Annotated in this window: 16 protein-coding genes; 10 read left to right on the top strand and 6 right to left on the bottom strand. The window is 58.3% G+C overall.

The window, feature by feature from the left end:
- Window positions 1–19: 19 nt before the first annotated feature.
- The gene (locus ASE07_RS01905; RefSeq protein ID WP_057289114.1) at window positions 20–1,084 is read right to left on the bottom strand and encodes a zinc-binding metallopeptidase family protein; all 1,065 of its coding nucleotides are present in this window, start codon (window positions 1,082–1,084) and stop codon (window positions 20–22) included.
- A gap of 300 nt (window positions 1,085–1,384) precedes the next feature.
- On the opposite strand from ASE07_RS01905, the gene ASE07_RS01900 reads away from it, so the two are divergent.
- From ASE07_RS01900 to ASE07_RS01885, 4 genes are all read left to right on the top strand, one after another.
- Window positions 1,385–3,274 (top strand): N-acetylglutaminylglutamine amidotransferase, encoded by a 1,890-nt coding sequence (locus tag ASE07_RS01900; RefSeq protein WP_327196034.1) that lies wholly within the window; start codon window positions 1,385–1,387, stop codon window positions 3,272–3,274.
- Window positions 3,275–3,358: 84 nt separating this feature from the next.
- Window positions 3,359–5,113 (top strand): N-acetylglutaminylglutamine synthetase, encoded by a 1,755-nt coding sequence (gene ngg, locus ASE07_RS01895; RefSeq protein ID WP_082583895.1) that lies wholly within the window; start codon window positions 3,359–3,361, stop codon window positions 5,111–5,113.
- 6 nt (window positions 5,114–5,119) lie between these two features.
- A complete protein-coding gene (locus ASE07_RS01890) occupies window positions 5,120–6,343 on the top strand; it encodes an osmoprotectant NAGGN system M42 family peptidase (RefSeq protein ID WP_057289112.1) in 1,224 nt (407 codons plus the stop codon).
- Window positions 6,344–6,475: 132 nt separating this feature from the next.
- A complete protein-coding gene (locus ASE07_RS01885; protein WP_057289111.1) occupies window positions 6,476–6,997 on the top strand; it encodes a hypothetical protein in 522 nt (173 codons plus the stop codon).
- A gap of 62 nt (window positions 6,998–7,059) precedes the next feature.
- Here the strand turns inward: ASE07_RS01885 and ASE07_RS28565 are convergent, their stop codons facing one another.
- Entirely contained in the window at window positions 7,060–7,446 is a 387-nt protein-coding gene (locus ASE07_RS28565; RefSeq protein ID WP_156396325.1) for a hypothetical protein, read from the bottom strand.
- Between the two features lie 46 nt (window positions 7,447–7,492).
- Between ASE07_RS28565 and ASE07_RS01880 the strand changes: the two genes are divergently transcribed.
- Both ASE07_RS01880 and ASE07_RS01875 read left to right on the top strand, forming a co-directional pair.
- Window positions 7,493–8,668: a Do family serine endopeptidase gene (locus tag ASE07_RS01880; RefSeq protein ID WP_235548316.1), complete on the top strand. Its 1,176-nt coding sequence runs from the start codon at window positions 7,493–7,495 to the stop codon at window positions 8,666–8,668.
- A 273-nt stretch (window positions 8,669–8,941) separates the two neighbouring features.
- On the top strand, window positions 8,942–10,360 hold the full coding sequence (locus ASE07_RS01875; RefSeq protein ID WP_057289110.1) for a hypothetical protein: 1,419 nt from the start codon (window positions 8,942–8,944) through the stop codon (window positions 10,358–10,360).
- A 10-nt stretch (window positions 10,361–10,370) separates the two neighbouring features.
- Here ASE07_RS01875 and ASE07_RS30475 read toward each other — a convergent pair whose 3' ends face one another.
- The gene (locus tag ASE07_RS30475; protein ID WP_327196032.1) at window positions 10,371–11,087 is read right to left on the bottom strand and encodes a hypothetical protein; all 717 of its coding nucleotides are present in this window, start codon (window positions 11,085–11,087) and stop codon (window positions 10,371–10,373) included.
- A 480-nt stretch (window positions 11,088–11,567) separates the two neighbouring features.
- On the opposite strand from ASE07_RS30475, the gene ASE07_RS01865 reads away from it, so the two are divergent.
- From ASE07_RS01865 to ASE07_RS01850, 4 genes are all read left to right on the top strand, one after another.
- Window positions 11,568–12,887 (top strand): lipase family protein, encoded by a 1,320-nt coding sequence (locus ASE07_RS01865; protein WP_235548315.1) that lies wholly within the window; start codon window positions 11,568–11,570, stop codon window positions 12,885–12,887.
- A gap of 480 nt (window positions 12,888–13,367) precedes the next feature.
- Complete coding sequence (locus ASE07_RS01860; RefSeq protein ID WP_235548314.1) at window positions 13,368–15,482, top strand: putative bifunctional diguanylate cyclase/phosphodiesterase; 2,115 nt, start codon at window positions 13,368–13,370, stop codon at window positions 15,480–15,482.
- Window positions 15,483–15,776: 294 nt separating this feature from the next.
- A complete protein-coding gene (locus ASE07_RS01855; protein WP_057289109.1) occupies window positions 15,777–18,506 on the top strand; it encodes a bifunctional diguanylate cyclase/phosphodiesterase in 2,730 nt (909 codons plus the stop codon).
- Between the two features lie 97 nt (window positions 18,507–18,603).
- Window positions 18,604–19,713 carry a zinc-binding dehydrogenase gene (locus ASE07_RS01850; RefSeq protein ID WP_057289108.1) on the top strand — a complete coding sequence of 370 codons (1,110 nt, stop codon included), beginning with the start codon at window positions 18,604–18,606 and terminating at the stop codon, window positions 19,711–19,713.
- Window positions 19,714–19,733: 20 nt separating this feature from the next.
- Here ASE07_RS01850 and ASE07_RS01845 read toward each other — a convergent pair whose 3' ends face one another.
- The 3 genes from ASE07_RS01845 to ASE07_RS01835 all read right to left on the bottom strand — a co-directional run bounded on the left by ASE07_RS01845 (window position 19,734) and on the right by ASE07_RS01835 (window position 22,480).
- On the bottom strand, window positions 19,734–21,002 hold the full coding sequence (locus ASE07_RS01845; protein ID WP_057289107.1) for an MFS transporter: 1,269 nt from the start codon (window positions 21,000–21,002) through the stop codon (window positions 19,734–19,736).
- Window positions 21,003–21,135: 133 nt separating this feature from the next.
- On the bottom strand, window positions 21,136–22,089 hold the full coding sequence (locus ASE07_RS01840) for a LysR substrate-binding domain-containing protein (protein ID WP_082583894.1): 954 nt from the start codon (window positions 22,087–22,089) through the stop codon (window positions 21,136–21,138).
- A 136-nt stretch (window positions 22,090–22,225) separates the two neighbouring features.
- Entirely contained in the window at window positions 22,226–22,480 is a 255-nt protein-coding gene (locus ASE07_RS01835) for a nuclear transport factor 2 family protein (RefSeq protein ID WP_057289106.1), read from the bottom strand.
- Window positions 22,481–22,501 lie beyond the last annotated feature (21 nt).

Below are 22,501 nucleotides of genomic sequence, written 5' to 3'. Positions count from 1 at the left end.
AACAGTGAGCAAGTGACGTTCAGGAGGCCGGCGACATGCCGCGCACGACTTCATGAACGAAGCGCAACTTGTCGATCACCGGTGTTGACAGCGTGAATGGATACGGGTCCGGCATGCCCACGCTGCGATTGAGACTGTTGAGCACATAGGTCAGGGCAAACCATTCCCGGATGATGTCATCAAACGCATTGCTGCGCACCGGATGCTCTTCGATGCGTAGCGCTGGTTCATCCGGCTTCTTGGGCTTGAGCATCATCCCGCACGCATAAGCGGTGTCCAGCGTGTCCACCATGTGCAGGTAGTGCGCCCAGGTTTCCGCCCAGTCTTCCCAGGGGTGCGAACTGGCGTAGCTGCTGATGTAGCGCTGTTCCCAGTCGGGTGGCGCGCCATTCCGGTAATGCCTTTGCAAGGCCTCGCCATAGTCCTCGCGTTCGTCGCCAAACAAGGCGCGATAGGGTTCCACCCATTCCGTACCGACAATCAGCCGGTCGAAATAGTAATGCCCGCTTTCATGGCGGAAGTGTCCGAGCAAGGTGCGATACGGCTCACCCATTTGTTCACGGGTGCGTTCGCGATGGGCGGGGTCGGCTTCGGCGATATTCAGGGTGATAAGTCCGTTCGCATGGCCGGTCATCACCCGCTTGTCCGGCATGTCTTCCAGAAACTCGAACGCGAGGCCGGTATCGGGATCATCTCGCTTCGGCGTGGGCTGCAGATGCAGATCCCATAATGAATACAACAGGCGACGCTTTGCCGCCTCCAGCCGTTTCCAGTACAGGCGGTTCTTTTCCGACGACAATGCAGGAATGATATGCGTTAGCTGGCAGGATGCGCACAGTGCATCCGGCGCATCCGCAGCCAGCATCCAGTTGCACACATCCTCGCGCGCATAGTTGATGCACTGCTTGTACAGCAGGCCCGCGTTAGCCGGGTTGAGGCTGCGCCATACGCCTTCACCAGCGGGTTCGAAGGTGCTGATCGCGCGATGTTCAGGCTGATAACCGAGCATGCCGCCACAGTTTTCACAACGCACGTTCTCAAAAAAAACCTGCTGCCCGCACTTGTCGCAGTGAAACGTTTTCATCCCGGTTCTTTCTCAATATCGTATGCCATTCGAGGCAGCCGGTGGAGCTTTTCGCGGGGCTATCGTTCCCGGTTTTTATTTGCATCAAATAAAGATCGGTGACGCTTTCCTGCGAGCATGGAATTTCCCGTTATGCATGGTCGTTGCTAATTTGTCAGGAACCAACAGCGCTTTTTTGCCTCTACATCGTTAACTTTTTGAACTTGTAGGGGTGCGGGCACGATGAGGTGCTCCTGCCGCAAGCGCATAGGAGAAGAGTAACGTCCGGTGCCGGTGAATACCATAGTGTACGGCTACCAAATGACACTGCTCAGCGATTTCTTGCCGTCATGCCGCGGCGACATCACCGAAGATTTCTTCGATAACCCCACCCCATCCATTCACTTCCATATCAGGAGTCCCTCCTCTATGTGCGGTATCGCCGGAGAAATACGTTTCGATAACAATTTAGCCGATATACGCGCGGTCGTTGACATGACGGAAGCACAGTCACGACGCGGCCCCAACGGCGAAGGCTTGTTCAGCCTTGGCACGCGCTGCTTCGGTCATCGCCGGCTCAGCATCATGGACTTGAGCCAGCGAGCCCATCAGCCGTTTATCGACAACATGCTGGGCATGGGCATCGTGTTCAACGGTGCGATTTACAACCATCACGAATTACGTGAAGAACTCAAAGGCGCCGGTTATCAGTTTGTGTCGACCGGCGACACCGAAGTCATCATCAAGGCATGGCATGCCTGGGGGCCCAAGGCGCTGGACCGTTTTTACGGCATGTTTGCGTTTGCGCTATGGGAACGTGAAAGCGGCATCACCTATCTGGCGCGCGACCGCCTCGGCATCAAGCCGTTGTACTACACCAGCGATGCCAACCGCATGCGCTTTGCCTCCGCCTTGCCGGCACTGCTCAAGGCGGGTGGCGTCGATACCGCGCTAGACATGCAGGCCTTGCATTTCTACATGAGTTTCCATGCGGTGGTACCGGCACCGCATACGATCCTGCGTGGCGTACGCAAGCTGCCGCCGGGCAGCTACATGACGGTGCATCCTGACGGTGACTGCAACATCAAGGAATGGTGGCGTCTCGACTTTACCCGCAGCGAGGACGACGAAAAGCGCAGCTTCGACGACTGGAAATCGGAAGTGCTCAGTGCACTGCGCCTGTCGGTCAAGCGTCGGCTGGTATCCGACGTGCCTGTCGGTGTCCTGTTATCCGGCGGACTCGATTCCAGCCTGATCACCGGCCTGCTGGCGGAAGCCGGCACCACCGGCCTGCGCACCTATTCCATCGGATTCGAAGCTGTCGATAGCGAGGCCGGCGACGAGTTTCATTATTCCGACCTGATCGCACAGCATTACGGCACCGTGCATGAAAAGTTGCATATTCCGGCAAGTGATCTCCTGAGCGCATTGCCCGATACCATCAACGCCATGGCGGAGCCGATGGTCAGCCATGACTGCGTCGCCTTCTACCTGCTGTCGCAAGCGGTTTCACGCCACAGCCGCGTGGTCCAGAGCGGGCAGGGTGCCGACGAAGTGTTCGGCGGCTATCACTGGTATCCGCCGCTGACCGATGTCGGCGATCCGTCCAAAGGCGTGGATGCCTATCGCCGTGTGTTCTTTGATCGCACCCACGACGAATTGCTGGGACTGCTCAGTCCCAATCTCAAGCTCGATGATGCCAGCGGCCAATTTGTTGCATCCCACTTTGCACGCCCCGGAGCCGACAGCGTGATCGACCGCGCGATGCGTCTCGATACCACGGTGATGCTGGTAGATGATCCGGTCAAGCGCGTCGACAACATGACGATGGCTTTCGGCCTCGAAGCACGTGTGCCCTTCCTCGATCATGAACTGGTCGAACTTGCCGCGCGCATTCCGGCACAGCACAAGATCGCCAATGGCGGCAAGTACGTGCTGAAGGAAGCAGCCCGCTCCGTGATTCCGGCCGAAGTCATTGACCGTCCCAAAGGTTATTTTCCGGTTCCCGCGCTGAAATACCTGCGCGGCAATTTCCTGCATTTTGTCCGCGACACACTCGATTCACAGGCGGCACGCAATCGCGGCCTGTTCAGGCGCGACGTGGTCGACCGCATGCTGCAGGAACCCGACAGCCACATTACGACCTTGCGCGGCTCCAAGGTATGGCAGATCGCCTTGCTGGAAGCCTGGCTGCAGTCGCATGGACTGTGAGCGGAACGGCTCCCCACCGTGCGCGTGCCAAGGCATAGGCGCATGCGGGTCAACGCATACCCAACATTTGACAGAAAGTCTCCAATGAGCGCACTTCAACACGATCCGTCTATCCAGGAAGGACAAGGACATAACGCGGCAACGCCGAACCTGTTCAACGACACACCGGAGCTTGCCGACCAGTCCCGCTTGCAGGTTCCGTCCAACGCAACACTGGAATGCGGCTGGGGCCGCCTGCTGTATGGCCCGGCCTTTGAATCGCCCCAGGCGCTGGCCCAGGCATTGCAGCAAGAGGCTCCCGGCAAGCGTGACATTGCCTTGCACGTCGAATCGCCGCAGCTGGTCCTGGCGGAAGCGCCGTCCGCATTGTTTCTCGACCCTTCGGTGATTTTCCGGCGCCGGCTGGATGACACGCCAATCGAAGCGCCGCCACCCGGCGTGGTGATCCGCCCCTTGACGACACGCGCCGACATCGCCGCCATCAATCGCCTGTACAGCATGCGCGGCATGGTGCCGGTCGACCCGCGCATCGTCTGGAAGCAGCGGCATTCGGAAGCGGTGGTGTTCCTCGTCGCCGAAGACGAGCGTACCGGCGACATCATCGGCTCGGCGATGGGCGTGGATCACTACGAAGCTTTCGGCGACGCAGAGCATGGCAGCAGCCTCTGGTGTCTCGCGGTCGATCCGCAGACTGGTCTGGCAGGCGCTGGCCGCGCCCTGGTGAACTTTCTGATCGCTTACTACGCAGCACGCGGACGCAAGTTCCTCGAGCTGTCGGTGTTGCATGACAATGAAGCCGCCATTGGCCTGTACCAGAAGCTAGGCTTTGAACAGGTACCCGGTTTTGTCGTCAAGAACAAGAATGCCATCAATGAAAAGCTGTTCGTCGAAACCACCGACTTTGGCGGACTCAACCCCTATGCCCGCTTGATCGTGGACGAAGCCCGCCGACGTGGCATCAGCGTTGAAGTGATCGACGCGCCTGCCGGTATCTTCAAGCTGCGCTACGCCGGACATGAAATGCTTTGTCGTGAATCGCTGACAGAGCTGACCGGCGGGGTTGCAATGACCTGGTGCCAGGACAAGGTGCTGACCTCGCGCCGCCTTTCGTCGATCGGCCTGCGCGTACCGCGCCAGCAGGTTGCGGGCGACCCGGAGGCGAATGCCGCCTTCCTGCGTGAATGCGGATCGGTCGTCGTCAAGCCGGCGCTGGGCGAACAGGGCAAAGGCATCAGCGTCGATGTCCGCACCGAAGATCACCTGGTCGAAGCGATCGATCGCGCCGCACAGGAAGGCGGCCACGTCATCATTGAAGAGTTTTGCTCCGGACAGGATTTACGCGTCGTCGTCATCGGCTACAAGGTGGTGGCGGCGGCAATTCGCCGGCCCGCTGAAATCGTCGGCGATGGCACCTCGTCCATTCTTCAGCTGATCGAGCGACAGAGCGCACGCCGTGCTGCGGCAACCGGCGGCGAAAGCAAGATCCCGATCGATAGTGAAACCGAGCGTTGCCTTGCCGGCCAAGGTCTCAGCTACGACTCCGTCCTCGAATCAGGGCGTGCATTGAAGGTACGCAAAACCGCCAACCTGCATACCGGCGGCACCATTCATGACGTCACCGCGGAGTTGCATCCCATGCTGCGCGATGTTGCCGAAACCGCGGCCCGCGCGTTGCGCATACCGGTCGTCGGTCTCGACTTCCTGGTACCGGAACCGAGCTCCGAGGAATACGTGATTATCGAAGCCAATGAACGGCCTGGCCTGGCCAATCATGATCCGCAACCGACCGCGCAGCGCTTCGTCGATCTGCTGTTTCCATTCACCACCGCCCATGCGTGAGGCGTCATGCACAAGTTGACAATCGACATCGATTTCCTGAAGACGACACTGCTCGAACTGCTCCATATTCCGAGCCCGGCAGGCCTGACCGATGAAATCGTGCATTACACCGGGGCGACGCTCGACGCGATAGGTGTGCCCTACGAACTGACCCGGCGTGGCACGATTCGCGCGGTGCTGCGCCGGAATATGCAGGAACGCCGCCTCTCCAGCCCGGCCTGTGCGATCGTTTCACATCTGGATACGCTGGGCGCGATGGTGCGCGAGATCAAGCCCAACGGCAGATTGGCGCTGACACCGGTCGGCACCTGGTCAAGCCGCTGGGCGGAAGGCGGTCGCGTCACGGTGTTTACCGAAACCAGTCGCTATCGCGGCTCGGTGTTGCCCTTGTTCGCATCGGGACACGTGTACAACGAACAGATCGACACGCAGCCGGTCAGCTGGGATCAGCTCGAATTGCGGCTCGACGAAGACATCGAGACCTCTGCAGACGTGGACGCGCTGCGAATCCAGATCGGTGATTTTGTCGCCTTCGATGCCAATCCCGAGATGCTGGAGAACGGCTACATCGTCTCACGCCACCTCGATGACAAGGCGGGCGTTGCGGCGGTACTTGCCGCGGTAAAAGCCGTGGTCGATTCCAGGGTGCCGGTGCCCATGGATTGCCATGTTGTCTTCACGCTTACCGAGGAAGTCGGCTCCGGCGCGCGTGCCGTCATCCAGAGCGATGTCAGCGAGGTGATCGGCGTCGACATCGGTCCGGTCGCAGCCGGGCAGGGCGCGAAAGAGCGCGGCGTCACGATTCCGCTGATGGACTCCGCGGGACCGCATGACTATCACCTGACGCGCCGCCTGCTCAAGCTCTGCGAACAGCATGGCATTCACAGCAACCGCGATGTCTTCCGTTTCTATCATTCAGACGCCAGCGCCGCGGTCAATGCGGGACATGACGTACGCACCGCGCTCCTGTGCTTTGGCGGCGATGCGTCACATGGCTACGAACGCACACATATCTCGGTCCTCACCGATCTTGCGCAACTGATGACCTTGTACATACAGAGCGGGCCGACCCTGGCCGAAGATCGGCATCATCGTCTCGATTCGGTGGATTCGTTTTCGCATCAGCTCGATGCCGATCAGCTGGCCCCGGTGGAAACCAGTCAGCCCGATGTCAGCGAGCTGGTACGGCTGAACGAAGCACGTGAACCCGCAGATCCTAAAGGAATCTGAGCGCAACTTTCGCTACAGGAAACAACTTGCGGAATTCGATCTGCGTCAAACAACGTGGCGAACTAAGCGGCGATAAATTGACCTGATACCTCGGTATCTGCGCTTGCGGTTGCCGTTTTTAAAGGAGATACGATGAGTCGAGAAAACGATGTCAGCGCGCTGCTGCAACAATACGCAGCCGAAACCGGTGTACGTTCTGTGCAAAAGGTTGAACAGGACTTCGTTGAGGTGGCGCAACAAGTACCATCCGAAACACTAACGCATGGATTGTCGGAAGCGATCCACTCGGACCAGACGCCGTCTTTCGGGCAGATGGTCGGTGAATCGTTCGAACGCGGCGATTCACGCCAGCGCGCCGGCATGCTGAAAGAACTGCTTGATGCAGCCGGCCCCGCTGCCGCACGGCCGCTGATCGATAACGGCGTCTTGCCTGCCGCACCGGATCATCCCGAGACCACCGGACTGGTCGATTCCGAGCTTGCAGGACGGCTGCAATCTTCACTGGTCGAACAGCTTGCGTATGAAGCGGCACAGGAGAACCCGTCGGTGATCGACAGGATGAGTAGCCTGTATGCCGAAGATCCCGAACTCGGCAAGACGCTGGGCGGCGTGGCGCTTAGCGTTGCGCTTGGCAAGATGGCGGAAAAACGATAAATCTTATAGCCCGTAAGATTAACATTGCACCGCGCGGCGGCCATTGGCCGCCGCGCGTTTTTCTACAGTAATCCGAGCATCGCTATACCATCGATCGGCAGATTGACGCCGTTGATGAAGCACGCATCGCCACGCGCAAGCGGAATCCACTCACGAAAATTTGTCATCATGGCGGGATCGGCAAACATGTCATCCGTCATATTGCTGCGCATCAGGCTAGGACGCCATCGCCATCGCCAGTAACAATTACCAAGCTTTCGGCAAATCTGTTCATGCCCATACCCATGCCTCCATTTGCTGGTATGCATCGATCTAATAAAAATCCCATAGGAATGATGCCGTTGCTGCCGAGGGAATGTATTGACCCGGCATGAAACTTGATTGCGGGTGAAGCAATGCGCGCCAGTATTTTTATTTTGTAGTACTGGTGCAGTGAGCAATGCTGCCATTAGCGTTAACATTCCTGTTCACAAGTCCGCATGATGGAGAAGAATAATGATGACCCGGTCACACGCCAGTTTTAAACCCACGTTGGTGGCGCTCGCATTGCTGCTCGCCGCCTGCTCGAAATCGAATGACGACGCACCGCCACAAGCGCCGGCCCAGGCTCAGAAAGCACCGGCACCCGCGCAGGGAGCAGCGGGCAGCGTCGCGACGCCGGCCACCGGCTCCGGCGTCGAACTGCCAAGCTTTGTCAACCTAGTCAAGCAGCAAGGCCCCGGTGTGGTCAACATCAGCGCAGTCCGGCTTTCACGCAACCAGGGCAACGCGGCGGCACTGCCGGAAGGTCATCCCTTGCGTGAATTCTTCCGCCGTTTCGGCGGGCAGCCGGATGCCGGCGAAGCGCCTGCCGGCAGCCTTGGTTCGGGCTTCATCATCAGCCAGGATGGTTATGTGCTGACCAACGCGCATGTCATCTCGGAGACCGATGAAGTCACTGTCAAGCTGACCAGTAAACGCGAATACAAGGCGAAGGTCATCGGTGCAGATCCCTATACCGACGTAGCACTACTGAAGATCGACGCAACCGGGCTGCCGGTCGTAACGATAGGCGATCCAGGCAGGCTGGAACCCGGAGAATGGGTCGCGGCGATTGGCGCACCATTCGGCTTCGATAACAGTGTCACCGTTGGCGTGGTCAGCGCCAAAGGCCGCATGCTGCCCAATGGAAGTTATGTGCCCTTCATACAAACCGACGTCGCGGTCAACCCCGGCAACTCGGGCGGGCCGCTGTTCAGTACACGGGGTGAAGTGGTCGGCATCAATTCGCAAATCTATAGCCAGACTGGCGGCTACATGGGCATCTCGTTTGCCATTCCGATTGATATTGCGATCGGCATCTCGGACCAGCTGCGTGCAACTGGAAGGGTTTCGCGCGGACGCATCGGCGTGCAGTTACAGGAACTGACGTATGACATCGCCACGTCGCTGGGACTCAAGGAAGCCAAGGGCGCGCTGGTGGCCGCGATACAGAATGGCGGTCCGGCGGACAGGGCCGGCATCCGGCCAGGTGATGTGATTACTTCGCTCAACGGCCAGCCGGTACAGACGACGGCTGATCTGGCCCGCCTGATCGGCGGCACCAAGCCAGGCTCGACGGTCAATGCCGAGCTATGGAGCAGAGGGGCGACCAAGACCACTACCATCAAGGTCGACGAACTGCGTGGTTGATCGTACGACGCATAGGCGATGTCGTCATCGCCTATGCATTGTCGGCGGCAACATCCATCCATAGTCCAGTCGGAAAATCGCATTATTTCGGCAAGGCACGCCTGCGTGCCGGCTCGTTGAGCCACCTCAAGCCCGTGCCACTTTAGCCTTCAACTCAAAGGCGATTCACTACGCTGTCCTATGCTGGACAATTGCCCGGCGACCGCAGAGCCGCGTCACAACTGCTTCCTTTAACGTTGTGCAGGTTCCTCTCTCTATGGAAAACCGTCAGCAATGAAAGAAATCAACTTACCATTCCTTTTTATTGGCAGGCATGGCAAGCATATCGTCATGTTCGGACGGCGTGTCGGCTTTGCATGCCTGATGGCAACCGCAGGTTCGGTATCAGCGCAAGCCATCATTAATCCCGTAACCGGTTCCACCGTCATGACATGCCCGGAAGGAGCGACATACCAATGCAGTGGCAACAGTGTCCTGCGCATCGATAACGGCGTGACGCTCACCAGTTCAGGGGTACAGGTATATGGGCACTCTACCAGCGATCTTGCACCTAACAATCCCAACCTTACCGGCGCGACAGGGCTGGCGCCGGCTACCGGCGGTCTGGCTGAAGTCAGGCTGGCCAAGGATGCCAATGCCATTCCCTCGGCGCCTGTACTGTTGCTAAGCAAGCTTGGGCTAAGCTGGGATGGCAGGACGGAGCGTCCGCCGATCATCGAAAATTTCGGGACGACACAGGGACGTACGCAATTGGCAGCCAATGGAACCGTCACGGATGTTCCGCTGCCGCCTCCGGCGAACTTTAATTTCTTCGACTTTGCGCTAAAGGGCGCAAACGGAACGCAGGCCAACTATGCCAACAATCGTTACTTTCCACGTGCTGAGCCGATGCGCTGCCCGGCCGGTCAGCCGTGTCCGACGTCAGAGTCAACCGGGCTGAAAGTCGCGCTGGGCGATTGGCGACAGGGAGGTGCGATCAGCGATCTGTCGATTGCGAGCCGCCTGCATAGTGACGGCGACATCCGCGCGGGAGCAGCGCAGGAACCCAACGGCACTGCCGTTGCCTTTCCCGGTGGCGATGGCGGCATCGGACTTCCGAATGCCGGCACCAAGGGATATCGCAGTATCTCCACCTGGAATTATCATGTCGCCAATCTGGCTACCTGGGTGTCCCAGGATACGGTGGACATTGCCGAATGGGGCGGCGGCGTCGAACACAACAAGATTCGGCGCGGTGTCGTCGCGTTTGGTGCGGTGACCGATCCCGCCGCAGTTCCGGTGGCGGGTGCCGCCGGCTATGCTGCAATGGTCGTCGGCTGGTACACGCCCAACGGCCAGAGCGATCCCGTCCCTTTCCGTGGCACCGCTACGGTCGTTGCCAATTTTGTGACACGCCAGCTGCAGGTCATCATCGGAAATTCAGTGTCCGATACCGAACCGGTCGTGCCGGTTCCGGTGGCCATCGGGACGAACATCACGGCCGGGGCGGCGAACAGCAATGTCGCCAACTATGCGACGGGTACGGCCACTGCCGGCACACTGACCGGCGGGGTCAGTGCACGGTTTTTCGGCCCGGTCGTCACCGGGGGTACGGAAGGTGTAGGACCCATGGAAATCGCCGGCGCATTTCAGCTTTCCGATGCCCAGACGGGGGCCACGATCACGGGCGGTTTTCTCGGGCGCAAGCCATAAGAAGATACGACTATCGTTCAGGTCGCCGGAACTGACTATCGATCCACTTGGCGGCCGACGCCTTGTTTAACTTGAACGTCGGTGCAACGCGGACTTGTGCTAGCTGCACCGCGAACTCATCATAAGCAGTCAGCGTTGCAGTCGCATTGTCTTCGTCGGGACTGATGTCGAGTGCCACTGTGACCATGGCGGAGCGGGTCGCCACCTTGACGCTTTTGTGCAGCATGGCGTGCAACTGTTTCTCGTGCTTGCGGCGTTCTGCGGCAGCATTTTTAATCAATGTGGCAACGGCCGTTACATCGAGCGGCTTGGGCTCGTCGCTGCCGCGTTCCTTGGGCCAAGGCATAACCAGAGACGGGCCGGCATCACCATCCATCGTCATCTCGACCGCCCAGCCGTCGCTATTGTCATTCATCGTGACCCGCGCAGTCCATCCGCTCTCGGACCACAGCCGTGGCTCCTGGATCACCGCCTGTAAGGCTTCTTCCGATGCCGCTTCAAACTCGGGCCCAGGCTCAGGCTGAAACTTGGATTCGGGTACACCTTCTGATGCCGGTGGCAACGCCTGTTCCGCCAACGTATGGTTCGCCCGTACTGGTATTGAAACAGGCGAATGCGGAGCGGCTGGCCTTGTTACTGCATCTGTTTCGTGCCGACGCTCAGTGTCAGGACTAAATAAAAGAGCAAGCTCAAGCTGATTGGGATCGACAGTTTTTTTCCGCTTCATCTACCTTCCTACAAATCGCGCGCGTTCCCGGAAAATCCCGGCCAGCCGGCAAACTATTAAATTATTGATAACAGCAGCGCGCCGCGCCGCGTGGCATTTGACGGTGTACCGACATGGGAGTTTCAAGCATGCATCAGCGCTGCTGCAATGAAGCCGCCAACTTGGCATCGGTCCAAAACGGCCACGTAAAAAATTTCCAGGTTGAGTTTGATCATTTCGGCGCGGTTTCGAGCAAAATTTTTCGCTTGAATTCGTTACACAGCTATTTCCGCGTTATATGATATTTACAAGAACAAAATCCAATTCTGCTTGGCGGAACAGATGGCGTTCGAGCTTAAGGCAGGATTCAACACTGCCGTAGCACCCGATGTCCATCCGGATTCGGACACGCCTGCACCGGATAGCACGGATAGTACTGCAGAAGACGCCTGCCGGAGCAATAAGCGCCGCAGGTTTTAAAATTACTGGAGACAACAATCAATGAAGATCACATCAAGGCATACCGTCGGGCTGACACTGCTCGGCGCAGTCATGCTTACCGCTTGTGGCGGCAGCGATAACGGAGATAATCGCGGCACCCTGCTCGAGGCGCCGCAACTTCTGGCGACGGTCACTGCCGCGCAAGTCGATGCCGGTACCGCGTCATCCGGCCTGCAGCCGATTTCCGGCAAGGCTAAATGCGATGTACAGGTCATCTCGCTCAACTATGCCACCGTGGGTGTTAATCAGGAGGAAACCAATTCTTCAGGCGTCATGCTGGTTCCGGCAGGCACCTGCGCCAGCAACAGCCTGCCGCTGGTAGCCTATGCCAAGGGAACCGATGTGCAAAAACCGCGCACCCTGGCAAATCCGAACGATTCGGAAACCTTCCTGCTGATGGCAATGTATGCGGCGCAGGGCTACGCCGTGGTCGCAACCGACTATCTCGGCTTCGCAAAATCGACCTATTCGTACCATCCCTACCTGCACGCCGATTCCGAGGCCAGTTCCGTCATCGATTCCATCCGTGCCGCGCGCAGGACTGCCTCATCGCGCAACATCAACCTGTCGGGCAAGGTGATGCTCGCCGGTTATTCGCAGGGCGGTCACTCGTCGTTCGCCGCACAGCGTGCGATCGAGCGCGACCTGTCGGGTGAAATTGGTGTTGTCGCCGGTGCGCACCTCGCGGGTCCCTACAATTTGTCCGGCTCGTTCAAGCTGACCGATGCCATTGCAGGCTATCAGTTTTTTGTGCCTTATCTGGTCACTTCATGGCAGAAGGCTTATGGCAACGTCTACAGCAATGTCAACCAGGCTTTCAAGGCGCCTTATGCAAGTTACATTGAAAACCTGTTGCCGTCCCCGACGCTGAACTACACCACCCTGGTAACTTCCGGCACCTTGCCCGGCGGTCCGGGTGTGACGCCCAATCAGGCGCGCGATGCGGTATTCCAGCCGGCCTTCATTACCGATTCGCAGACCAACCCGAACAATGCGCTGTTCCAGGCTGCGAAGCGTAACGACCTGCTGGGCTGGAACCCGAAGGCGCGTACGCTGCTCTGCGGAGGTGCGGGTGATCCAACCGTGCCGCCTGCCGTGCATCGGGATGTGGCGCAAGCCGACTTCAGCAGCCGTGGCCTGACGAACGTGACATCGGCCGACGTCGATCCGCAGGTGCAGGCGGCCTTTGGCGTCGGTGGCAGGGCACCGACCGATCCGACCAGTGCGGCATTTGCGACCTACTACGGTAATTACCACGGTGTCTACGAGCCGCCGTTCTGCCATGCTGCCGCACGCGCCGTGTTTGATGCGCTCAAGTAGTTGACTGTTTCTCAGTAAAAAAACAAAAGGCCCTGCGGGGCCTTTTGTTTTTATGTGCCACTGGCATACGTTATTGCATCCTCAGTGCATCCCCAGCTGTTGCGCGGCGCTCAGAATTTGTCTTTCCACCAGCAAGTCGCGCCGAATTAAGATATCCTTCATGATGCGTTGCGGCAATATTGCGCACGCTCAGGACGCCCTCAAATATGCCGTTCTGACAATTTCTCGCGTGCGCGTGTGACGAACAGCACCTGTCGACCAACCGGCGTTCCAAATACCGGTCTCCACATTGCTTGCATCGCCCAATAGGTTTCATCCCGCCCAGCTAATCGATGGGTTTTTCTCATCGACGAAGCATGGTCGCCACCTGCGTGCCCCGATCATGCCGCGTATTACCTACCGTATGACGCCGTATGTCGACCCGCGCCGTCAATCTGTCGAACCTAATTTCGGACGTCCGCATCAGGCGGGCGACATGTCATGTTGCAAGGCTCCTATAGTTATCCGCTTGTCATCGCTTCTTTGTTCATCGCCACGATTGCCTCCTACACCACGCTGGATCTGGTGGGGCGTATTGCGACGCTGGGCAAAACCACTTATCGCAGCTACTGGTTAATTGGCGGCGCGATTGCGATGGGCCTGGGTGTATGGTCGATGCACTTTGTCGGCATGTTGTCCTATTCATTGCCCATTCCATTGGGATATGACCCGGCCATCACTTTTTATTCGCTGCTGATCGCCGCTTCGGTTTCCTACTTTGCCCTGAATCTGGTCACGCGTCGCGATCTCTCTTTCCGGCGGTTGATGTTCAGCGGCGTCATCATGGGATTAGGCATCGCCTCGATGCACTACACCGGGATGGCAGCCATGCGGATGGAACCCGAGATTGAATATACGATGACCATCCTGATTGCGTCGGTGATCATTGCCATCGTCGCGTCGATCGCCGCCTTATGGATGGCAAATGCGTTACGCGGGGCCCAACCGGGCAGGCTGTGGTTAAGACGTTTCGGGGCGGCGCTGCTGATGGGCCTGGCCATTACCGGCATGCATTACACCGGCATGGCTGCGGCGAAGTTTCCGGCGGACTCGATCTGTCGTGCTGCTTCCGACATCAGCGCAAGCTGGCTGGCGGTGTCCGTCGGCGGCGCGACGCTGAGCATTCTGGCCATCACCGTCGTTCTCTCCGTGCTCGATGCGCGTCTCGAATCACGCACCAATCGTTTTGTGGAGCGGCTTCAGCACCAGGCCACCCATGACGCCCTGACCGGTTTGCCCAACCGCACCTTCCTTGTTGAGCGCATGGAAGTGGCGATTGCTTCTTCGTCCACGGGCGAGAAGCGCTTCGCCGTGTATTTCATCGACCTGGATGGGTTCAAGGCAATCAATGATTCGTTTGGGCACAGCAGCGGCGACGCAGTGTTGAAAGACCTGGCCCAGCGTTTGAGAAGCGTCGTTCGCAAGCATGACATCGTCGCCCGTTTTGGCGGGGACGAATTTATCCTGCTGGTGGAAGACATTCCAGATATCGAGGCCGCCGCGCACATTGCCGAAAAGGTGCTGGCGAGCTTTCGAAATGACTTTGAACTGCCGGGCGTCCGTATGCCTATCTCGCCCAGCATCGGCATCAGCATCTACCCGCGTGATGGTGACAACGTGGATGAACTGCTCAGCCGCGCCGATGCGGCAATGTACGAAGTCAAGTCCAGCGGACGCAACAACTACCGTTTCTATGAACGCAGCATGAATGCGGCGACGCTGCGCAATATCACGATTCAGCAAAGCCTGGTATCGGCGATGAAGGATGGCCAGTTCTTCCTCCACTATCAACCCAAATTTACGTGCGTTGACCGCATCATCCTCGGCGCCGAGGCCTTGCTGCGCTGGCGGCATCCCGAGCTTGGCATGGTGTCGCCTGTGGAATTCATTCCTATTGCTGAACGATCGGGGCAAATCATTCGGGTCGGGCAGTGGGTGATCGAGGAAGTATGCCGGCAGCTCAATGCGTGGCAGGCCGAAGGCCTGCAGATTGTTCGCATTGCGGTCAACCTGTCCCAGATCCAGCTTCGCTCTCCATCGCTGGTGGAGGACATCCTTGGTGTGACCGAACGTTACGGCATCGTACCCGCATTGCTTATGTTTGAAATTACCGAATCGGTCGCAATGGAAAACGCTGAAGAGACTCGCAAGACCGTAGACAAGCTGAAAGAAGCGGGCTTCAATCTCGCCATTGATGATTTCGGTACCGGTTACTCCAGCCTGAGCCATCTTCAGGAGTTCGGCGTCCATCAGATGAAAATCGACCGGGCATTTGTCCAGACTCTTGCCGCAGGCGATAAGAATGGCATATCGATCGTGTCCGCCATCATCGGCCTCGCCCATGCGCTGGACATGGAAGTCGTTGCCGAAGGCGTCGAAACCCATGCGCAGCTGGAAATGTTGCAGGAACTGCGATGCGACCAGACACAGGGCTTCCTGCTGGCCAAGCCCATGCTCGGCGCGGATTTCATTCAACTATTGAATGCGCCGCCGGGTAACCATACGGATGACATTGCTGATCACGCCGCAAACGCTGCTTCTGCCAGCATGACGTGATCCCGCCTCGTAGCAGGTCAAGCAAAAGGAAACAACAGCTGCAAGAATGTTGCGTTAGTTCATCAAATTATCGTGTGAGTCATGGGTGCCATTTTGGCAAAGCGGAAAACCCAGGGGCCGGGCTTACCACGGAATCCACTGCGGAGGCCACGGAACTCGCGTTTCGACCAATAGCCATAAGACTTTGGCGCACACGGCATGCTTAACGTTTCGCAAAAATGCAGCGGCAATTAAGCCTATGCTTTTGTGATTGCCCTTCAACATGGCCCAGCGACATGCCCGTTGCAGCAGCTCATGGACAAGCCTATAACATCCTCGGAAGACGTCAACGGCGAGTCATCGCGGCTCGGGCAATTGCGAAGCCGGACAGGCGCTGTGTCGCGACTCTTGTATATCCCCGTTATCTGGCTGGGAATAGGGATCGTCGTCGTCGCGGTGGGCTGGGTATCGCTGTTGTCGATGCTCTCTGCGGAAAGACGCCAGGCTGAAAATTCCGCATTGATCGAAGCAGGCATTCTTGCCAGAGGTTATGCGGGCCATCTTGCCCGGACGCTGGACACCATTGACCAGTTATTGATGGTGCTGAAGTTACAGTGGGAAAATACCGAAGGCAATCTTCGCCTTGAAGACTATAAGACCCGAGGCGTATTTCCTGAAGCGGCGCCGTTCAATGTCAGCATTGTCAGCCGGGACGGCATGCGCCTGACGAGTACCTTCGGCCCAAACGTGGAACGTACCAGCCCCGATGTAAGCGATCGCCCTTATTATCTGGCACATGTCACCGCACCGCGCGACTTCTTGTTCATGGGCCTGCCAACATGGGGACGTTCAACAGGCAATGCGGTCATCCAGTTTTCTCGCCGCTTAACGTCGCGGTCAGGCACATTCGACGGTGTGGTACTGCTCACTGTGAAGCTTGAATTCCTCACGGCAAATTACGACACGGTGACGCTCGGGGAACATGGCTTCATCGGGGCAGTTGGTACCGATGGCCTGGTTCGCGCTGCGCGCACCGGTGCCACCGTCTACGATCCTGCAACCAACCCGATTCCGGCGGCGCTTGACTTCAGCACACCGGCAGACAGCAGGTATTTTCCTCGGAACACGATGTTCAGGGATGGCCGCAGTCGCTATGTGGGATGGCAAAAACTGACAGGTTATGACTTGATTGCCCTGACTGCGCTGGACGAGCAAACATTCATGGCGCCGTACGGGCAACGCCGTACCAGTCTGATCAAGACGGCCGTCAGCCTGACGTTTGTGGTGCTGCTCCTGTCTTGCGCCGCGGCACTCGTCGCGTTGCGGATGGCCACCCGTAAACGTCAGCTGGAGATGGCGCAATCGACCTATCGGATCGCCACCGAGGCAGGCAGCGAAGGATTCTATATTGCACGGCCAATCACTGACGAGTCGGGACGCATTGTCGATTTCGAAGCGATGGACTGTAACCGGCGCGGTGCCGCCTTGTTTCAGCTGCGGCAGGAAGAATTCATTGGCGCCAAGATATCCTACCTGCATGATCCTGTCAGTTTTCGCCGCGCGTATCAGGCGCTGATGCAAGCCATCGACAACGGCGAATTCGAAGGAGAACTGGAGCTGATGTCGAGGGATGAATCGCTACACCGCTGCGTCTATCTGAAGGCTGTCTATGCGGAAGGCAATCTTGCCATCACCATGCGCGACATTTCGAAGGAGAAGTCGCATGTGCGCGAACTGGAGCGTCGCGGCAACGAAGATGTGCTGACCGGATTGCCGAATCGCTTGTGGGTGCAATCGTTTCTTCCCGATGCGGTTACGCAGACATCAAGCAGCGGCAAAAAGCTGGGCGTGCTGTTTATCGATCTGGACGGATTCAAGAAGGTCAACGACACCATGGGGCACGCCGCCGGCGACGAGGTATTGCGCATTGCGGCACGTCGCCTCAAGGAGGCTGTGCGTCCACATGACAAGGTAGTGCGTCTGGGCGGTGACGAATTCCTGGTCATCGTTGAGAACATCGTCACCGAGGACGATGCCGCGCATGTGGCGGAACGCGTGCTGCAAGGCTTCAATAAGGGTTTTCGCCTGCAGGAAGGCACGGCCACTATCGGGACGTCCATCGGCATCAGCATCTATCCCGGCGATGCCACCGATGCGGGAAGTCTGCTGGAGCATGCGGACATCGCCATGTACTCCGCCAAGACGGCTGGCAAGCGTACCTACCGCTTCTTCGATGCATCATTTTTCGATGCCTTGCGTGCGCGTCTTCACAGAGAAAGCGAACTCCGGCATGGCATCGAGCGCGATCAGTTCGTCCTGTACTACCAACCACGCATTGAACTGGTTACCGGACAAACGTCCAGCCTGGAAGCCCTGGTACGCTGGGTCCATCCGTCGGAAGGCCTGCTGACGCCAATTGATTTCATCGACCTGGCCGAAGAATCGGGCCTGGTTGTTCAACTCGGGGAGCTCGTCATTGAAAAGGTCTGCGCTCAGATCGCCTATTGGGCAGCGCAAGGAAAATACGTCGTGCCGGTATCGGTCAACGTTTCATCCCGTCAATTCAATGAGGCCAATATCTCCAAGGTATTTCAGCGCACGATCAGCCGCTACGGCATCGATCCGCGCCTGGTCGAGGTCGAGTTGACCGAGGCTGCAATGATGGAAGACAGTGAAGACGTAACGACCGCATTATGCGAAATGCGCAACCAGGGGATGGCGCTGCTGGTTGACGACTTTGGGACCGGCTATTCATCCCTTGCCAAGCTTCAGCAACTCGATTTTGATGTGCTCAAAGTTGATCGCGCCTTTACCACCCAGCTCGGGAAGACCGACCAGGGCAACGTGTTCTTTGAAGCGATTATCACGATGGCACATGCGCTGGGCATGCGTGTCGTTGCCGAAGGAGTCGAAAAAAAGGAGCAGCTCACTATTCTTCGCCACATGGGGTGCGACGAAATACAAGGATTTCTTGTGGCAAAACCACTTGCACCAACCGCCAACCAGGCTGACCTGTTCCGAAAAATTCTTGCAATGCCTACCTGAACAGCCCAAGGCATGATAAAACGCCGACATGGTAAGTTTCGCTATCCCGGTTGACCCATTTTTCAGTCAAATTCAGTCAAATAAAGCGAGGAGCCCTATGCAACAAAAATCACGTGCCGTTGTCTGGCGGGAAAAGGACCAGCCTGTGGTGGTGGAAGACATTCTTGTCGACGCTCCCCGACGTGGTGAAGTCATGATCAAGCTGGCGGCTTGCGGTGTCTGCCACAGCGACCTGTCGGCGACCAACGGGACCATTCCTTTTCCGCCTCCGCTCGTTCTCGGTCATGAAGGCGCGGGCGTGATCGTCGCGCTCGGTGAAGGCGTCGATGAATACAAGGTGGGCGATCATGTCTTGAGTTCCTTTGTCAGCATGTGCGGCAAGTGCCGCTATTGCCAGACAGGACGTCCGCAACTGTGCGACCAGGCCGGAAAAGCCACCATGACACTGCCGGATGGCACTGTCCGGACAAGCGACCTTGCAGGAAATCCCTTGAGCGTTTTTTCCGGATGCGGCGTGATGTCGGAGTACGCAACGCTGCACATGGACAATGTCGTCAAGATCGACGCCGCCGTACCGCTGGAAAAAGCCGCGCTGGTCGGTTGTGGCGTGATGACCGGGGTGGGCGCCGCGATCAACACCGCCAAGGTGTCGCCGGGCACGGTCGCCGTCGTTTTTGGTTGCGGCGGTGTCGGCCTGAATGTGATCCAGGGTTGTGTGATCTCCGGGGCGGCGATGATTGTTGCGGTCGACACTTCCGACAGGAAGCTGGACATGGCCCGCGAATTTGGCGCAACCCATGTCGTCAATGCAAAGAGTACCGACAACGTGGTCAAGGCAATCAATGCCTTGACGCAGGGCGGCGCTGACTATGCATTTGAATGCGTCGGATCGGGGGAGATTGCAGCGCAAGCTTACGGCGTGCTCGGCAAGGGCGGAACCGCCGTGGTCGTCGGCGTTGCCGGGCTCAAGGACATGACGTCGATTCGCACCGCATCGCTGACCTTCGGTGAAAAGACGCTGACCGGCAGCTACTTCGGATCAGCGCGTCCGCGCGAAGATTTTCCGCGTCTGCTTCGCCTGTACAACACGCATCATCTCAAGCTGGATGAATTGATCACCAGGACGTATACGATCGACGAAGCGCCGCAGGCATTCGCGGACCTGAGCTCGGGCATCAATGCACGCGGCGTGATTGTCTTTTCCTGATACGTTTTCTGTTTCATCTTTCATGCACTTGCAGGTTTCCCATTGATGTCGCGAGTGTGCACGGCCGTGTCGTCAATGGGGAAATGCAGCATGGCAGCGAACAATCCTGCCGCAGCAGTCGCTGCCCATATCCAGGTATACGAACCTGTCAGGTCGAACACAAAACCGCCGAGCCAGGCACCCAGGAAGGAACCGATCTGGTGACTGAGAAAACAGATGCCAAACAAGGTGCCGAGATGCCGGACGCCAAACAGCTTGGCCACCAGTCCGCTCGTCAATGGCACGGTGCCCAGCCAGGTCAGGCCCATCACGGCGGCGAAGATGACAACCGATGCCGTCGATTTCGGCAGAAGAAAGAACGCTGCAATGACGACGCCGCGGATCAGGTAAAGCCATCCGAGCACGGTTTGCTGGCGGATGCGCCCGCCAAGCCAGCCGCATGCCCAGGTCCCCACCATATTAAAAAGACCGATCAGCGCCAGTGCGGTCGCGCCAAGGCCCGTCGGCATGTGGCACAGGAACAGATAGCCGGGCAGGTGCGTTGCGATGAATGCGAGCTGAAAGCCGCAGGTGAAAAAGCCCAGTGTCAGCAGCAGATAGCCGCGATGCCTGCTTGCCAGCAGCAAGACTTCCTTCAACGAAAAAGTAAGGGAATCGGCGGCCGGTAACACCTCCTTGGACACCGTGCTTCCAGTCTCGCGGCGATCAAGAAGAATGCCGAGTGGTGCGATGGCGAGGATCAGTCCTCCGAGCACGAGCAGCGAACCCGGCACACCGATCATTTCTCGTGTGGTCTGCGTCAGCGGAACCAGCAGGAACTGCCCCAGCGATCCGCCCGCGCTGGCCAGGCCCATTGCCATGCTCCGCTTTTCAGCGGATGCGACGCGACCCACGGCGCTGAGTACCACGCCAAAGCTGGTGCAACTGATGCCGATACCGACCAGCAGTCCCATGCCGATCACGAGGACTGTGCCCGATTGCGCAATAGATGCAAGTGCCAGGCCGCAGGCAAATGTAATGGCGCCAAACCCAACGACCGGGGCGGATCCATAGCGATCCGCGGCAGCGCCGGCAAACGGCTGCGCAAATCCCCACACAAGATTATGGAGGGCGATCGCAAACGCAATCAGCGACACCGGCATTCCGCGATCAAACGAAAACGGCCCGATGAACAAGCCGAAGGTTTGCCGGATTCCCATGGCGGCGCTCAGGATGAGTGCGCCGGCGATGATGATGAGCGTTGTTCTGTTTTTCAGTGCCGCAAAATAAGTGGTGGTGCCTGCCGACATAGTGTTGTCCTCCTGGGACAATGTTGGCAGCGGGATGCTGATGCAGCAAACGAAAAGTGTTTGATCACAGGTGAACTGGCTTCACCTGTCCGACGCAGCGCGGGTACGCGACGATGCGCTGTAGCAGAACGAATCAGTTCCGGGCGGCGCCCGCGTGGCGCTCCGGTGCAATCGGGTCGGACGGCTGCGGGGTTTCCCGGAGTGTGCCCGCCTCCCTGAGCAGCCATTGCTTGAAGCCCGCGAGGTCGGGCCGATGATCGGCGCCTTGCGAACTCACCAGCCAATACGCGGTGCGTGCCGGAATCGGATCCAGGCCAACCTCAACCAGGGCACCTGATTCGAGATCGGGATCCACCAGCGGCCGCCGGCCCAGGGCAACGCCGAGGCCGGCCGCCGCTGCCTCGAACGCAAGCTGGATGGTATCGACACGCAATCCGCCGGACAGGGCGATGCCTTCCATCCCGGCGCCTTCCAGCCACGTCTGCCAGTCCTCGCTCGCCGGATTGACATGGATCAGCGTCGCCCGCCGCAAGTCCGGCTTTCCTGCCCCCTCAAGCAGGGCAGCTCGATAGGAAGAGCTACACACGGGAACCAGCTTCTCCCCAAACAAACGGTTCCATGCCGCACCGGCAACCGGCGCCCGACTCATGCGTATCGCAAAGTCGAATCCATCGACCGGAAAGCCAACCTGCTGGCGTGACGTATCGACGGTCACGCTGATGTTAGGCCAGCGCTGACGAAAGCCATGCAGACGCGGCAGCAGCCAGCGAGACGCGAGCGTCGGCGCGCAACTAACGGCAATGGTCTGGTGTGCGCGACGATTGGGCAGGCGTTGCGTCCCGGTCGCAATCAGGGAAAATGCTTCGGCGATGTAGAGCAGATAATCCGCTCCCTCCGGCGTCAAAGAAAGCCCGCGTGGTTCACGGGTGAACAGTTCGACGCCGAGAGCTTGCTCCAGGCTGACGATGCCATGGCTCACGGCGCTCGGCGTCACATTCAATTCCGCTGCGGCCAGCTTGAAACTCTGGTGCCTGCCAGCCGCTTCAAAAAAACGGAGGGAAGAAAGTGGCGGCAGACGAAGTGGCATGACACATCCTCGGTAGGGGCTCGTCACGCGTGCCGGATTACTCTCGTGACGCGGCCCGGTTGTACAGCTGAAGAATTTTCATTCTACCCGATACAGCAGCCGGCATTTTTGACTGCGGGGCTGCGCCGGCAGGGTCTCAAAGCGGTACGTCCGTAAACATTTTGCTGACGATATGCCATGTCCCTTCGGTATGGACAAAGGACAAATAATCGACATAGTTAAACCCAAGCATCGGGCAATGCGCCTTCACAAACGCGATGTTGTGGATCACCGCGACGGTCACCGGCTTCATCAGGAAAGGCTCTTCCAGATCCTTTGGAGATTTGCGGCTGGCGACGACGTTTTGGTATTCATCTAGCGTTTTCGACCTGACTGGTCCGCCGTTGAACACTATTGGCCGGCCTCACCAGGC

It is taken from the genome of Noviherbaspirillum sp. Root189 (assembly GCF_001428545.1).
In the GTDB taxonomy this organism is placed as follows: domain Bacteria; phylum Pseudomonadota; class Gammaproteobacteria; order Burkholderiales; family Burkholderiaceae_D; genus Noviherbaspirillum.
Note: the sequence above shows the minus strand (reverse complement) of the source record. Positions and strands in the feature narration are given on the sequence as shown.